The sequence below is a fragment of the Streptomyces sp. NPDC038200 genome, from assembly GCF_055600785.1.
The window spans coordinates 17,082-34,325 of record NZ_JBVJYH010000003.1 but is presented as its reverse complement, the minus strand read 5'-3'; the positions used below and the strand labels follow the sequence as shown (position 1 = coordinate 34,325).

Annotated in this window: 1 protein-coding gene; it reads left to right on the top strand. The window is 75.8% G+C overall.

Going from position 1 to position 17,244, the window contains the following annotated elements; translation table 11 throughout:
- Nucleotides 1-190 precede the first annotated feature (190 nt).
- Nucleotides 191-17,242 carry a type I polyketide synthase gene (locus tag ACZ7KF_RS07535; protein ID WP_471070048.1) on the top strand — a complete coding sequence of 5,684 codons (17,052 nt, stop codon included), beginning with the start codon at nt 191-193 and terminating at the stop codon, nt 17,240-17,242.
- The last annotated feature ends 2 nt before the right edge of the window (nt 17,243-17,244 follow it).

The following is a 17,244-nucleotide window of genomic DNA, read 5'->3' as shown; positions in this document are numbered from 1 at the left end:
CCGGCCGCTCCCGCCCCTTCCGGGCGCCTGACCGCCGCGCGCACCGCCGCGGCGGAGGGATGTCTGCTTCCGTCGTTCCGGACGACGGCCGGCTGTCCAGTGCCGTACAGCCGTCTGTGCCGTGTCCGGTGACCGCCCCCGACCTGCTGCTCCCGCTTACCGCTGCCGCCCTGTGGAAGGAGTCCGAGGCGTGCGTCCCGACCTGGTCACACCGCTTGCGGTCACGCTGCACGAGCACGCTGTCCGCATCCCGGAAAAGGTCGCCTTCGCCGACGACCGGCGCGCGGTCACCTATGCGGAGCTGGAGGCGCGCACGCGCCGGCTCGCCGGGCACCTCGTCCGGCTGGGGCTGCGCCGCGGCGACCGGGTGGCGCTCTGCCTGGGCAACTCCGTCGCCATGGTGGAGGGTTACCTCGCCGTCGTGCGCGCCGGAGGCGTCGGCGTGCCGGTGAACCCGCGCTCCGCGCCCGCCGAGCTGGAGTACCTCCTCGCCGACAGCGGCGCGAGGTTCGTGCTCGCCGGGGCAAGCGGTGCAGTGACGTTTCTGCAGGGGGTGTCGTCCACCGCCCCGGACACGACCGTCCTGATCGCCGGCACCGCCTCGGTCCCGCCGGGCGCCCACGCCTACGACGACCTCGCCGTCACCGACCCCGGCACGCCCGCCCCGGACGACCTCAGCCTGGACGAGGTGGCCTGGATGTTCTACACGTCCGGCACCACCGGGCGCCCCAAGGGCGTGCTGTCCACCCAGCGCAACTGCCTGTGGTCGGTCGCCGCCAGCTACGTCCCCATCCCGGACCTGCGCCAGGACGACCGGGTCGTGTGGCCGCTGCCGCTCTTCCACAGCCTGTCCCACATCGCCTGCGTGCTGTCCGTGACCTCCGTCGGGGCCACCGCCCGCATCACGGACGGCAGTTCCGCCGACGACGTGCTGGACCTGCTCCGCTCCGAGAAGGCCACCTTCCTCGCCGGTGTCCCCACCACCTACCACCACCTCGTCACCACCGCCCGCCGCACCGGTCTGTCCCTGCCCGACCTGCGCATCGGGCTCGTCGGCGGTGCCGTCACCGGCTCCGAGCTGCGCCGCTCCTTCGAGGAGACCTTCGGCGTCCCGCTGGTCGACGCCTACGGCTCCACCGAGACCTGTGGCGCGATCACCATGAACCCGCCGGACGGCGCCCGCGTCGAGGGCTCCTGCGGCCTGCCCGTGCCGGGCGTCGACGTCCGCATCGTCGACCCCGACACCGGACGCGACGTGCCCACCGGACAGGAGGGCGAGGTCTGGGTCAGCGGACCCAACGTCATGGTCGGCTACCACAACAGCCCCGAGGCGACCCGCGCCGCCCTGCGCGACGGCTGGTTCCGCACCGGCGACCTGGCCCGCCGGGACGAGGCCGGATACTTCACCGTCTGCGGCCGGCTCAAGGACCTGATCATCCGCGGCGGCGAGAACATCCACCCCGACGAGGTCGAAGCGGTCCTGCGCACCGCCCCCGGGGTCGCCGACGCCGGAGTCGCCGGAGCCGCCCACGACACCCTCGGCGAGGTCCCCGTCGCCTGGCTGGTCCCCGGACCCGAGGGCCTGGACCTGCCCGCCCTGCTCGACCACTGCCGCGCCCGGCTCTCCGCCTACAAGATCCCCGAGCGGATCCACGAGGTCTCCGGCATCCCGCGCACCCCCTCCGGCAAGATCGTCCGCCGGCTGCTCGCCGCCCAGCCGTACTGGCCGCGGCACACGGCCGACGGCCACCACGACACGCTGCTGACCCCCACGTGGGTCCCCGCCCCGGCCGGCCCCGGCGGCGAACTCCCGCAGCGGTGGGCGCTCATCGGCGAGGACGGCACCGGACTCACCGACGCACTGCGCGCGGCCGGGGTGCACGCGGAACTCCATCCCGACCCGGCGTCCGCGGCCGGCACCGACCCCGGCCTGACCGTCCTGCTGCCGCCGTCCGCCTCCGCCGACCCCGCCACCGTCACCCGGCTCCTCACCGACCGGCTGACCGGCGAGGACGCGCCCGCCGAGGCGGTGGTCCTCACCCGGGCGGCCACACCCGCCGGCGATGTCGCCCCCGACCCCGTGGGGGCCGCGCTGTGGGCCGCCGTACGGTCGCTCCAGGCGGACGGGCGGGGGGAGCCCGCCGTCATCGACCTCGACGCCGGCGGACCGGAGGAGAGCGCGGCGGCACTCCTCGCCGCCGTCGCCTCCGGCGAGCCCCAACTGGCCGTCCGGGGCGGCGAACTGCTCGTACCCCGGCTGCTGCGCACCCCGGTCGACGGCCGCCCGCGCCCCGCCGCCGCCCTCGACCGCCCCGGAACCGTCGTCGTCACCGGCACCGACACGCCCTTCGGCGCCGCCCTCGCCCACCACCTCGCCGCGGTGCACGGGGCCGCGCGGCTGCTGCTCGTCCACGCACCCGGCACGGCCGACCGCACCGACCCGGACGCCTGGCCCGCCGGCACCCACACCGTCGACGTCACCGCCCAGGCGGCCGACCTGCGCGCGGCCCTGGCGGACGTCCACCCCGTGACAGCGGTGGTGCACACCGCCGACGACCCCGCCCTGGCCCGCACACTCGACGAACTCACCGACGAGGCGGAGGAGTTCCTCACCGTCACCGACGGCTCCGCGACCCTGGGCGCCCCCGGCGACCCGGACCGTGCCGTGCGCGCCGCCCTCACCGAGGCGGTCACGCACGCCCGCCGGCTGCGGGGCCGGCCCGCCGCCACCCTGGTCCGGGCCACCGACGACGACACGACCCGCATCGCCGACCTCCTGGCCGCGTTCGACGTGCTCCTCGCCGGCCGGGCCCCGGCCCTCCTCGCGCCCCGCCCGGCCCTGCCCGACCCGTCCCGGCCGGTCCCCGCGCTCCTGCGCGCCCTGACCGAGCCGCCGGCCCCGCAGGTCCGCCCCGACGAAGCCGTCACCGCCGCCCTGCGCACCCGGCTGACCGGCCTGGACGAGCGGGCCCAGCTCGCCCTCCTCGAACGACTGGTCGGAGAGCAGGCCGCCGGCGTCCTCCACGGCCCCGACACCGCCCCCCTCCCGGCCGGCCGCGCCTTCCGCGACCTCGGCCTGACCTCGGTGGCCGTCGTCGCCCTGCGCGACCGGCTGACCGAGCGCACCGGGCTCCGGCTGCCCACCACCGTGACCTTCGACCACCCCACCCCCCGGGAACTGGCGGCCCACCTGCGCCGCGCGCTCCTCGGCCCGGACGACACCCCGGCCCGGCCGGAACGGCCGGCGGCGGAAGCGGACCCGCAGGAGCCGATCGCCGTCGTCGGCATGGCCTGCCGACTCCCCGGCGACGTCAACACCCCCGACGAGCTCTGGCAGTTGCTCGCCGCGGGCCGGGACGCCGTCTCCGCCTTCCCGGCCGACCGGGGCTGGGACCTCGACCGCCTGTTCGACACGGACCCGGAGAAGACCGGCACGTCCTACGTCGACCGGGGCGGATTCCTGACGGACGCCGGCGGGTTCGACGCGGACTTCTTCGGCATCTCGCCGCGCGAGGCGCTGGCGATGGACCCCCAGCAGCGGCTGCTCCTCGAAACCTCCTGGGAGGCGCTGGAGCGGGCGGGCATCGACCCGCTGACGCTGAAGGGCACGGACGTCGGCGTGTTCGCCGGGGTCATGGGCCAGCAGTACGGCTCCGGCGGCGAGGTCCCCGCGGAACTCGAAGGCTTCGTGACCACCGGCACCGCCTCCAGCGTGGCCTCCGGCCGGATCGCCTACGTGTACGGCCTCGAAGGCCCCGCGGTGACCGTGGACACCGCCTGCTCCTCCTCCCTGGTCGCCCTCCACCTGGCCGCACAGGCCCTGCGCCGCGGGGAGTGCACCATGGCCCTGGCCGGCGGCGCCACCGTCATGGCCACCCCGGGCACCTTCGTCGAGTTCTCCCGGCAGCGCGCCCTGGCCTCCGACGGCCGCTGCAAGTCGTACGCGGACGCGGCCGACGGCACCGGCTGGGCCGAGGGCGCCGGAGTCCTCGTCCTCGAACGCCTCTCGGAGGCCCGGCGCAACGGGCACCGCGTCCTCGCGGTGGTCCGGGGCAGCGCGGTCAACCAGGACGGCGCCTCCAACGGCCTCACGGCCCCGAGCGGCCCCTCCCAGCAGCGCGTCATCCGCAAGGCGCTGGCCGACGCGGGACTGACCACGGCGGACGTCGACGCGGTCGAGGGCCACGGGACCGGAACCACCCTCGGCGACCCGATCGAGGCGCAGGCGCTCCTCGCCACCTACGGCCAGGACCGTGAACACCCGCTGTGGCTGGGCTCGTTGAAGTCGAACATCGGGCACACGCAGGCCGCCGCCGGTGTCGCCGGCGTCATCAAGATGATCCAGGCGATGCGGCACGGCGTACTCCCGGCCACGCTGCACGTCGACGCCCCCTCCTCCCAGGTCGACTGGTCGGCCGGCGCAGTCGAACTGCTCACCGAGTCGCGCGCGTGGCCGGGGACCGCAGGCTGTCCGCGCCGGGCCGGTGTCTCCTCGTTCGGCGTGAGCGGCACGAACGCGCACGTGATCCTGGAGCAGGCGCCGCAGGAGCCGACGGCCCCCCGGGAGCCGCACGACGGAGTCCTGCCGTTGGTGGTGTCGGCGGCGTCGGTGGGTTCGCTGGCGGGTCAGGCGGAGCGGTTGGCGGCGTTCGTGGGTGACACGGAGGTGTCGCTCGGGGAGGTCGCGGGGGCGTTGTCGGGTCGTCGGGCGGTGTTCGCGGAGCGGGCCGTGGTTCTCGCCGGCTCGCGGGACGAGGCGGTGGCGGGGCTGGCCGCGCTGGCCCGGGGTGAGTCGGCCGCCGGTCTGGTGAGCGGCGCCTCGGGTGCGTCCGGGCGGACGGTGCTGGTCTTCCCCGGTCAGGGTTCGCAGTGGCTGGGGATGGGCCGGGAGCTGCTGGAGTCCTCGCCCGTGTTCGCGGAGCGGATCGAGGAGTGCGCCCGGGCCCTGGAGCCCTGGGTGGAGTGGGACCTGAAGGCCGTCCTGCGTGGTGACGCCGACCTGATGGGCCGGGTCGACGTGGTGCAGCCGGCGAGCTTCGCGGTGATGATCGGCGTGGCCGCTCTCTGGGCGTCCGTGGGCGTCGTACCGGACGCGGTGGTCGGCCACTCGCAGGGCGAGATCGCGGCCGCCTGTGTCGCCGGGGCGCTGTCCCTGGAGGACGCGGCGCGGATCGTGGCCGTCCGCAGCCAGGTGATCGCCGGTGAGTTGGCGGGCCGGGGTGGTATGGCGTCGGTGGCGTTGTCCGAGGCCGAGGCGGCCGAGCGGATCGCCGCCTGGGAGGGGCGCGTCGAGGTCGCCGCGGTCAACGGGCCGTCGTCGGTCGTGGTCGCGGGTGATGCGGAGGCGTTGGACGAGGCGTTGGCGGCGCTGGAGGCCGACGGCGTACGGGTGCGTCGGGTCGCGGTGGACTACGCCTCCCACACGCGTCATGTGGAGGCGATCGAGGGGGCGTTGGCGGAGGCGTTCACGGAGATCCGTAGTCAGGCTCCGGTGGTGCCGTTCTTCTCGACGGTGACCGGTGAGTGGGTGCGTGAGGCGGGCGTGCTCGATGGTGGTTACTGGTACCGCAACCTGCGTGGTCAGGTCCGTTTCGGCCCGGCCGTCGCCACCCTTCTGGCCGAGGGGCACACGGTCTTCATCGAGTCCAGCGCGCATCCGGTGCTCGTCCAGCCGATCAACGAGATCGTCGACGAGGCGGAGTCCGAGGCGGTCGTCGGTGGCTCGCTGCGTCGTGAGGAGGGCGGGCTGCGACGGCTGTTGACGTCGATGGCCGAGGTGTTCGTCCGGGGTGTGGCGGTCGACTGGACGGGCGTCCTGCCCGAGGGCGCCGATGCCGCACAGGTGGAGCTTCCCACGTACGCCTTCGACCACCGCCACTACTGGCTGAAGACCGCCCCCGCGGCCGACGCCGCCTCGCTCGGGCAGACCGGTGCCGACCATCCCCTGCTCGGCGCCGTGGTGGCACTGCCCTCGGGGGGATTCCTGACGACCTCGCGCTGGTCGCTGCACTCGCAGCCGTGGCTGGCCGAACATCTCGTCGGGGACGACGCGGTCCTGGTGCCGAACGCGGCTCTGGTCGAACTGGCCGTCCGGCTCGGCGACGAGGCCGGTGCGCCGGTGGTGGAGGAGCTGACCGTCGACCGGCCCGTGGTCCTTCCGGTACGCGGCGGCCGGGGCGTGCAGACCGTGGTCGGCGAGCCCGACGACACCGGGCGGCGCACGATCGAGGTGTACTCGCGCGCGGACGACTCCGCGCTGGACGCCGCCTGGACGCGGCACGCGCACGGCAGGCTCGCACCCGCCGAGCCGTCCGCGGGCGACGACCGGCCGGCCGGCGGGCCCGCTGCCGAGGTGGCCCTCGGGGAGTTCGCCGGGGACGCCGACCGATACGGCGTGCACCCCACGCTGCTCGACGCGGCCGTGCGGACGACGCTGCCCGCCGGGAGCCTCGCGGTCACCTGGCGCGGTGTCAGCCTGCACGCGTCCGGCGCGACCACCGTCACCGTGCGGTCGGTCGAGACGGCGGCGGAGGGCACCCGGTTCGAGCTGACCGACCCGGCCGGGCGGCCCGTGCTGGCCGTCGGCGCGGTGCTGGCGGAGCCGTTCGACCCGGCGCGCGCCGGGCTCGCCGAGGCCCTCACCCAGGACGCGCTGTTCCACGTCGACTGGACGGGGCTGCCGCTGCCGGCCGGCGACGCCACGCCGACCGCCGTCAGCGTACGGACCGCCGAAGACGTCACCGCCCGAGCGGCGGACGCGGACGCCCTGCTGTACACGGTCGACCCCGCGATCACCGATCCGCGGACCGCGCTCGCCGCCGCGCTCGCCGTCCTCCAGGCGTGGCTGGCCGAACCCGCCCTGGAGCGCACCCGGCTGGTCGTGGCCACGCGCGCGGACGGCACGGGCCTCGCCACGGCCGCCGTCCGGGGACTGCTGCGCTCGGCGCAGTCCGAGCACCCCGACCGTGTCGTGCTCGTCGACTTCGACGGCCCCGACAACGACGGGCAGGACGACGGCCCGGACGACCGGCAGGACCTCGACGCGGCGGTCCGCGCCGTCCTGCCCGGCCTGCTCGCCTGCGGCGAACCGGTGATACGCGTCGGGGCCGCGGGTGCCGAGGTGCCCCGGCTGGCCCGGACCGACGGGCCGGCGGGGGAGAGTGGTGCCGCGCGGCCCGGCCGGGCACTCGATCCGGACGGGACCGTGCTGATCACCGGCGGCACCGGCACACTCGGCGCGCTGACCGCCCGGCACCTGGTCACCCGGCACGGTGTCCGCCATCTGCTCCTGATCAGCCGGCGCGGTCCCGCGGCGGACGGCGCGGTCACGCTGTCCGAGGAGCTGACCGAGCTGGGCGCCACCGTCACCCTCGTCGCCTGCGACACCGCCGACCGGGAGCGGCTCGCCGCCGTCCTGGACGCGGTGCCCGCCGCCCACCCGCTGACCGCCGTCCTGCACACCGCCGGTGTCCTGGACGACGGCGTGGTCACCGCGCTCACCCCGGACCGCCTCGACACCGTGCTGCGGCCCAAACTGGACGCGGCCCTGCTGCTGCACGAGCTGACACGGGACCGCGACCTCGCGGCGTTCGTCCTGTTCTCCTCGGCCGCCAACGTGTTCGGCAACCCCGGCCAGGCCAACTACGCCGCCGCCAACGCCGCACTGGACGCACTCGCCCGGCACCGCCGCGAACAGGGACTGCCCGGCATCTCGCTCGCGTGGGGCTACTGGGAGCGGGCCAGCGGCATGACCCGGCACCTCGGCGCCACCGACCTGCACCGCAACCGGCGGCTCGGCATGGCCGCGCTGTCCGCGGCCGAGGGCATGGCGCTGCTGGACCTCGCCCTGCGCCCCGGCAGCGGACTGCCCGCCGCCCTGGTGGCCGCCAAACTGGACCTGCCCGCCCTCCGCGCGGCGGCCCGCACCGCGCCCGTCGCGCCCCTGCTGCGGGGCCTCGCGCCCGCGCCCCGGTCACTGGCCCGCGCCGCCGGCACCACGGACCACGGCGGCCTGCGCGACCGTGTCGGCGCGCTGGACCCGGCGGCCCAGAGCGCGCTGCTGCTGGACCTCGTGCGGCGCAACGCCGCCGACGTCCTCGGCCACGGCACCGCCGACGCGGTCCGCGCCGACCGGGCCTTCAAGGACGCCGGATTCGACTCGCTGACCGCGGTGGAACTGCGCAACCGGCTGGCGACCGCCACCGGTCTCACGCTGCCGTCGGCCGTCGTCTTCGACTACCCGAAGCCGACCGCGCTCGCCGAGCACCTGCGGGCCCGGCTCGTCGGCGACACCGCCACCGCGACCGCCGGCCCGGCGCCCGCCGCCGGACCCGCCGCGGCGGACGACCCGATCGCGATCGTCGCGATGGCCTGCCGCTTCCCCGCCGGGGTGCACAGCCCCGAGGACCTGTGGCGGGTCGTCGCCGACGAGGTCGACGCCGTCACCGAGTTCCCCGACGACCGGGGCTGGGACATCGACCGGCTCTACGACGCCGACCCCGACAACGCCGGCACGACCTATGTGCGGCACGGCGCGTTCCTGGACGACGCGCCCGGTTTCGACGCCGCCTTCTTCGGCATCTCCCCGAACGAGGCCCTCGCCATGGACCCGCAGCAGCGGCTGCTGCTGGAGACGTCCTGGGAGGCGTTCGAACGCGCCGCGATCGACCCCACCGGGCTGGGCGGCCGGGACATCGGGGTGTTCGTCGGCGTCAACAGCCACGACTACACCGTACGGATGCACCACTCGGCCGACGCCGAGGGCTTCCGTCTCACCGGCGGCTCCGGCAGCGTCGTGTCGGGCCGCGTCGCCTACCACTTCGGCTTCGAGGGCCCGGCCGTCACGATCGACACCGCCTGCTCCTCCTCCCTGGTCGCCCTGCACCTGGCGGCCCAGGCACTGCGTAACGGGGAGTGCTCCATGGCGCTCGCCGGCGGCGTGATGGTCATGGGCAACGTCGAGACGTTCGTCGAGTTCTCCCGGCAGCGCGGTCTGGCCCCCGACGGACGGTGCAAGGCGTTCGCCGACGGCGCGGACGGCACCGGATGGTCCGAGGGCGTGGGCGTGCTGCTGGTCGAGCGGCTCTCGGAGGCCGAACGGCGGGGCCACCAGGTCCTCGCGGTGATCCGGGGCAGCGCGGTCAACCAGGACGGCGCGTCCAACGGCCTGACCGCCCCCAACGGCCCGTCCCAGCAGCGGGTGATCCGCAAGGCCCTCGCGAACGCCGGACTGTCGGTGTCCGAGGTCGACGCGGTCGAGGCGCACGGCACGGGCACGGTCCTCGGCGACCCGATCGAGGCGCAGGCCCTCCTCGCCACCTACGGGCAGGACCGCGAGGAGCCGCTGTGGATCGGCTCGGTGAAGTCCAACCTCGGGCACACCCAGGCCGCCGCCGGTGTCGCCGGCGTCATCAAGATGGTCATGGCGATGCGGCACGGCCTCCTGCCCCGCACCCTGCACGTGGACCGGCCCTCCGGTCACGTGGACTGGTCGGCGGGCGCGGTGCGGGTGCTCACCGAGGCGCAGCCCTGGCCGGAGACCGGCCGCCCGCGCCGCGCCGGCGTCTCCGCCTTCGGCATCGGCGGCACCAACGCCCACCTGGTCCTGGAGCAGACCCCCCTCGAACTGCCCGCGGGCGGCACCGCGCTGGGAACGGCGGACGCCGGTGCCGCGCGGGAAACCGCGGACGCAGGTGCCGCGCAGGAATCGCCGGACGCCGCCCAGGACGGTCTCGTCCTGTTCCCCGTCTCCGCGCGCACCGCCGCCGGACTGCGCGGCCAGGCCGCCCGGCTCGCGGACTGGGTGACGGACCGCGCCGGCACGCCGCTCGGGGCGACGGCCCACGCGCTCGGTACCGCCCGCGCCCACCTCGACCACCGCGCGGTCGTCCTGGCCGCCGGCCGGGAGGGACTGGCCGCGTCCCTGCGCGCTCTCGCCGACGGCACCGCCGACGCGGACACCGTCACCGGCACCCCCGCCGACGGCAAACTCGCCTTCCTGTTCACCGGACAGGGCAGCCAGTGGGCCGGCATGGGCCGAGAACTCGCCGCCGCCCACCCGGTGTTCCGCGACGCCTTCGACGCCGCCTGCGCCGCCGTGGAACGACACCTGCACGACCTCGCCCACCCCCTGCGCGAGGTGGTCTTCGCCGAGCCCGGCACCGACCGGGCCGCCCTGCTCGACCAGACCCTCTACACCCAGGCCGCGCTGTTCGCCCTGGAGACCGCGCTGTTCCGGCTGTTCGCCTCCTGGGGCGTACGGCCCGACCTGCTCGCGGGCCACTCGGTCGGCGAGATCGCCGCCGCCCACGCCGCCGGCGTCCTGGACCTGGCCGACGCCGGCGAACTGGTCGCGGCCCGCGGCCGGCTGATGCAGGCCCTGCCCGAGGGCGGAGCCATGATCGCCGTCGAGGCGACCGAGGCCGAGGTGGCACCGCTGCTCGCCGAGCACCCGGGCACCGTCGGGATCGCGGCGGTCAACGGCCCGCGGGCACTGGTCCTGTCCGGCGCCGAGGACGCCGTACTCGCCGTCGCCGGGCGCCTCGCCCAGGACGGCCACCGGACCCGGCGGCTGTCCGTCAGCCACGCCTTCCACTCCGCCCTGATGGAACCGATGCTCGACGAGCTGCGCGCCGTCGCCGCCCGGCTCCGCTACCGGTCCGGGACCGTGCCCGTCGTCTCCACGCTCACCGGCGCGCTCGCCGAGGACGGACTGCTCGCCACCCCCGAATACTGGGTCGACCAGGCCCGGCACGCCGTGCGGTTCGCCGACGCCGTCACCGCCCTGCGCGACCAGGGCGCGGCCACCCACCTCGAACTGGGTCCCGGCGGAGTCCTCAGCGCCATGGCCCTCGGCACCCTCGGCCCGGACACCCGCGGCTGCGTCAGCACGCTGCGCCGCGACACCGCCGAGGACACCGCCGTCCGCACCGCGCTCGCCGAACTCCATGTGCGAGGCGTACCGGTCGACTGGACCGCCGTCCTCGGCCGCCCGGCGCCGGCCGTCGGCCCCGACCTGCCCACCTACGCCTTCCAGCACCAGCGGTACTGGGTGGAGGGCGGCGCGGCCTCCGACGCCGAGGCGCTCGGCGCCCGGTCCGCCGGCCATCCGCTGCTGGGCGGCGTCGTGGAGGTCCCCGGCGAGCACGGCGGCACCGGCGTCGTCCTCACCGGCCGGCTCTCCGGGCGCAGCCCCGGGCTGCTCCCCGGCACGCGCACCGGCGACGAGGTGACCGTACCGGCCGCCGTACTGCTGGAACTGCTGGTCCGGGCCGGCGACGAGGCCGGCGGCGGCACCGTCGAGGGCATCACCCTCGACGCGCCCCTCGTCGTCCCCGCGCACGGCGACGTCCAGCTGCGCGTCTTCGTGGACGCACCCGGACCCGACGGAGTGCGCGGCGCCGCCGTGCACAGCCGGCCGGCCGGACGGGACGGCGAGCCATGGCTCCGGCACGCCCGTGCCACGCTGGTGCCCGGCGTCCCGCGGCACGCCTTCGACCCGCTCGGCCGGCCCGAGGAGCCGGGCGAGGACCACGCCCTGGCCGGGGTGCGCGGCGTGTGGCGGAAGGACGGCCGGATCCTCGCCGACATCGCGCTGCCGGCCGGACTCGACGCCGAGGCGGAGGCGTTCACCCTCCACCCCGTCCTGCTCGACATGGCCCTGCGGGTCGCCGCCGAGGCCGCGCACCCCGGCGCGGACAACGGCTCCCTGGCCGGCTGTGCCGCCCTCGCCGTGTACGCGGTGGGCGCCACCGAACTGTGGGTGCGCGTCACCCCGGACGCCGACGGCGGACACCTGGTGGAGCTGGCCGACCCGGCCGGCCGCCCCGTGGCCCTGCTCGGCCCGCTGACGCACACGGCCGGCGGAACCGTCGCCGCCGTCCCCGACGCCGAATCCACCGAGGCCGCCGACGCCGGTTCCGGGACACCGGCCACCACCGGCCGGCCCACGGCACCCGGGGCCGGCCGTACGACCGCCGACCGCGCCCCGTCCCCGGCCTCCGCCCTCGCTCCCGCCCCCGCCCGGCGGGTCATCCGCCGGGAACCGGCCGGCGACGGCAACGAACTGGCCGTCCGGCTGGCCGGTCTCGCCGACGCCGAACAGCGCCGGATCCTGCTGGACCTGGTCCGGGAGAGCGCCGCGGTCGTCCTCGGACACCGCGACACCGACGGCTTCGACGAGGGACAGCCGTTCAAGAACCTCGGCTTCGACTCGCTCACCGCCGTCAAACTCCGCAACCGGCTGCACGACTTCACCGGCGTCAGCCTGCCCAGCAGCCTGGTCTTCGACCACCCGACCCCGGCCCTGCTCGCCGACCACCTGCGCGGCGAACTCCTCGGCACCCGCCCGGAGATCCCCGCCGTCACCCGGCGCGGCACCGCGGACCCGGACGAGCCGATCGCCATCATCGCCATGAGCAGCAGGCTGCCCGGCGGTGTCACCAGCCCCGAGGAACTCTGGCAGCTCGTCATGGACCGGCGCGACGCCATCTCCGGCTTCCCCGCCGACCGCGACTGGGACATCGACAAGCTCTACCACCCCGACCCGGCCCACCCCGGCACCAGCTACACCCGGGCCGGCGGCTTCCTGCACGACGCCGGCCGGTTCGACGCCGGACTCTTCGGCATCTCGCCCCGCGAGGCCCTGGCCATGGACCCGCAGCAGCGGCTGCTGCTGGAGACCTCCTGGGAGGCCATGGAACGGGCCGGCATCGACCCCCTGTCCACCCGCGGCCAGGACATCGGCGTGTTCACCGGCATCGTCCACCACGACTACGTGACCCGGCTGCGCCAGGTGCCCGAGGACGTCCAGGGCTACACCATGACCGGTACGGCCGCCAGCGTGGCCTCGGGCCGGGTGTCGTACGTGTTCGGCTTCGAGGGTCCCGCGGTGACCGTGGACACCGCCTGCTCCTCCTCCCTGGTCGCCATGCACCTCGCGGCCCAGGCGCTGCGGAGCGGCGAGTGCTCCCTCGCCCTCGCCGGCGGCGCCACCGTCATGGCCAGCCCCGACGCCTTCCTGGAGTTCTCCCGGCAGCGCGGCCTGTCCGCCGACGGCCGCTGCAAGGCCTACTCCGCCACCGCCGACGGCACCGGCTGGGCCGAGGGCGTCGGCGTGGTCCTGCTGGAGCGGCTGTCGGAGGCACAGCGCAACGGTCACCGCGTGCTGGCGGTCCTGCGCGGCAGCGCGATCAACCAGGACGGCGCCTCCAACGGCCTGACCGCCCCGAACGGCCCCTCCCAGCAGCGCGTGATCCGCGGCGCGCTGGCCGCGGCCGGGCTGACCCCCGCCGACGTGGACGCCGTGGAGGGCCACGGCACCGGCACCGTCCTCGGCGACCCGATCGAGATCCAGGCCCTGCTGGCCACCTACGGCCAGGACCGCGACGCCGACAAGCCGCTGTGGCTCGGCTCGGTGAAGTCCAACATCGGGCACACCCAGGCCGCCGCCGGTGTCGCCGGTGTGATCAAGATGGTGGAGGCGATGCGGCACGGCATCCTGCCCGCCACCCTCAACGTCACCGAGCCCACCGCCCAGGCGGACTGGTCGGCGGGCGCGGTCGAACTGCTCACCGAACCCCGGGAGTGGGTCCGCGACGGCAGGCCGCGCCGGGCCGCCGTCTCCTCGTTCGGCGCGAGCGGCACCAACGCGCACGTCATCCTGGAGGAGGCACCCGAGACCGAGCCGGTCACCCGGCCGACGGTCCCCGACGGCGTCGTACCGCTGGTGGTCTCGGCCCGCAGCACCGCCTCCCTCGCCGCCCAGGCCGGACGCCTCGCGGCAACGGTCACGGACCTCGGCGCGGCACCGGCCGAGATCGCGGGCGCGCTCGTCTCCCGGCGGGCCCTGCTCTCCGAACGGGCCGTGCTCGTCGCCGGTTCCCGCGAGGAGGCACTGACCGGACTGGGCGCGCTGGCCCGCGGCGAGAGCAGCCCCCTCGTCGTCACCGGAACCGTCGCCGGCTCCGGCGGCCCCGGCAGGACCGTGCTGGTCTTCCCCGGTCAGGGTTCGCAGTGGCTGGGGATGGGCCGGGAACTGCTGGAGTCCTCGCCCGTGTTCGCGGAGCGGATCGAGGAGTGCGCCCGGGCCCTGGAGCCCTGGGTGGAGTGGGACCTGAAGGCCGTCCTGCGCGGTGACGTCGACCTGCTGGACCGGGTGGACGTCGTGCAGCCGGCGAGCTTCGCCGTCAACGTCGGCCTGTCCGCCGTCTGGGCGTCCGTGGGCGTCGTACCGGACGCGGTGGTCGGCCACTCGCAGGGCGAGATCGCGGCCGCCTGTGTCGCCGGGGCGCTGTCCCTGGAGGACGCGGCGCGGATCGTGGCCGTCCGCAGCCAGGTGATCGCCGGTGAACTGGCCGGGCGGGGCGGCATGGCCTCGGTGATGCTCGCGGAGACGGACGCGCTCGCACGGATCGCCCCGTGGGCAGGGCGCGTCGAGCTCGCGGCGGTCAACGGACCGTCGTCGGTCGTGGTCGCGGGGGATGCGGAGGCGCTGGACGAGGCGCTGGCGGCACTGGAGGCCGACGGCGTACGCGTCCGCCGGGTCGCGGTGGACTACGCCTCCCACACCCGGCATGTCGAGGCGATCGAGGGGGCGTTGGCCAAGGCCTTCGCCGACATCCGCAGCCAGGCTCCGGTGGTGCCGTTCTTCTCGACGGTGACCGGTGCGTGGGTGCGGGAGGCGGGCGTGCTGGACGGCGGCTACTGGTACCGCAACCTGCGTGGTCAGGTCCGCTTCGGTCCGGCCGTCGCCACCCTCCTCGCCGAGGGCCACACGGTGTTCGTCGAATCCAGCGCGCACCCGGTGCTCGTCCAGCCCGTGAACGAGATCTTCGACGAGGCCGCGGACGACAACATCCGGCTCCGGGCCGTCGCCGCCGGCTCGCTGCGCCGCGACGAGGGCGGCCCGCGACGACTGCTGGCGTCGATGGCGGAGCTGTTCGTCAAGGGCGTCGCCGTGGACTGGACGGGCATGCTGCCCGCCGAGGCCCGCGACGCCCGGGTGGACCTGCCGACGTACGCCTTCGACCGGCAGCACTTCTGGCTGCGGGAGGCGGAGACCACCACGGACGACGCCCCCGCCGCCGAGGGCGCCGAGACCGACTTCTGGACCGCGGTCGAACAGGCCGACGCCGACTCCCTCGCCCGCCTGCTCGACCTGGCCGCCGCCGACCAGCGCGACGCGCTGCGCACCGTCGTCCCCGTGCTGGCCGACTGGCGCGGCCGGCGGCGGGAACGGTCGGCGGCCGAGAAGCTGCGCTACCACGTCACCTGGCGACCGCTCGACCAGGAAGGCGCCGGCGTCCCCGGCGGCACCTGGCTGGCCGTCGTACCGGCGGACGGGCAGGACGGCTCCCCGACGGACGTGCTGCTGCGGGAACTCACCGCGCAGGGCCTCGACATCGTCCCGCTGGAGGTCGCGGCGGCCGACGCCACCCGCGACCGGCTCGGCGCACGCCTCCCGGCCGTCCTCGCCGAACACGAACTGGCCGGCGTGCTGTCGCTGCTCGCGCTCGACCCGGCCGACCCGGGCGGCGAGGGCGGCGCGCAGGACCCCGTCCCGCTGACCGCGGCCACGCTCGCGCTGGTGCAGGCGCTCGGCGACGCCGGTGCCACCCAGCCGCTGTGGTCCCTGACCCGGGGCGCCGTCAGCGCCGGCGTCCAGGACACCGTCACCTCCCCGGCCCAGGCGGCCGTCTGGGGCATCGGCCGGGCCGCCGCCCTGGAACGCGGCGACCGCTGGGGCGGGCTGATCGACCTGCCCGCCACCATCGACGCCCGTGCCGTCCGCCATCTGCTCGCCGCGCTCGACGCCCCCGGCGACGACGACCAGCTGGCCGTGCGCAGGTCCGGTGTGCACACCCGCAGGCTGCTGCGCAAGACCGCCCCCGACCCGGCCGCCGGCTCCGGCTGGCAGCCCCGCGGCACCGTCCTGGTGACCGGCGGCGCCGAGGGCCTCGGCCGGCACGCCACCCTCTGGCTCGCCCGGTCCGGCGCCCAGCGGCTCCTCATCACCACCACGGCCGCCGCCCCCGAGGACGCGCTCACCCGGCTCACCGCCGAAGTGACCGCCCTCGACACCGGCACGACCATCGTGGCCTGCGCCGACACCGACCGGACCGCGATCGGGGCCCTCCTCGACGAGACCCCCGCCGACCAGCCGCTCACCGCCGTCGTACACACCGCCGACATCGCCCGGACCACCTCCGTGGACGACACCGGCGTACCCGAACTCACCGAGGTGTTCGAGGCCAAGGTGGACACGGCCCGCTGGCTCGCCGAGCGGTTCGCGGACACCCCGCTCGACGCGTTCGTCGTGTTCTCCTCGATCGCCGGTGTCTGGGGCGGTGGCGGACAGGGCCCGTCCGGCGCGGCCAACGCCGTGCTCGACGCCCTCGTGGAATGGCGCCGCGGCCAGGGCCACCCGGCCACCGCGATCGCCTGGGGCGCCCTGGACGAGATCGGCGTCGGCATGGACGAGGACACCCTCACCCAGCTGCGCCGGCGCGGTGTCCTGCCGATGGTCCCGCAGATCGCCGTCACCGCCTTCGAACAGGCCGTCCAGGCCCAGGAGAAGGCCGTCACGGTGGTCGACATGGACTGGGACGCCTTCATCCCGGCGTTCACCTCGGTGCGGCCCAGCCCGCTCTTCGCCGACCTGCCCGAAGCGCAGGCCGCCCTGCGGGCCACCCAGCCGGACACCGAGAACGGCGACACCACCGCCGGTCTCGTGGACTCCCTGCGCGACGTCCCCGAGGCCGAGCAGAACCGCATCCTGCTCCGGCTGGTGTGCGGACACGCCGCCACCGTCCTCGGACACAGCGGCGCCGAGAGCATAGGACCCCTGCAGGCCTTCCAGGAGGTCGGCTTCGACTCGCTCGCGGCCGTCAACCTGCGCAACAGCCTGCACGTGGCGACCGGTCTGCGGCTGCCCGCCACGCTCATCTTCGACTACCCCACGCCGGACGCCCTCGTCGGCTACCTGCGCTCCGAGCTGCTGCGGGACGCCGACGACGGGCTCGACGGGCGGGAGGACGACATCAGGCGAGCCCTCGCCACCGTCCCCCTCGCCCGGTTCAGGGAAGCCGGCGTCCTGGACACCCTGCTCGGCCTCGTGGACACCGAGGACGCTCCGGCGTCGCAAGCGCCCGAAGCGGCGGCCCCGGACGAGGACGACGAGACCCTGATCGACGCCATGGACGTTGCCGATCTCGTGCAGCGTGCTCTGGGCAGGACGAGCTGACC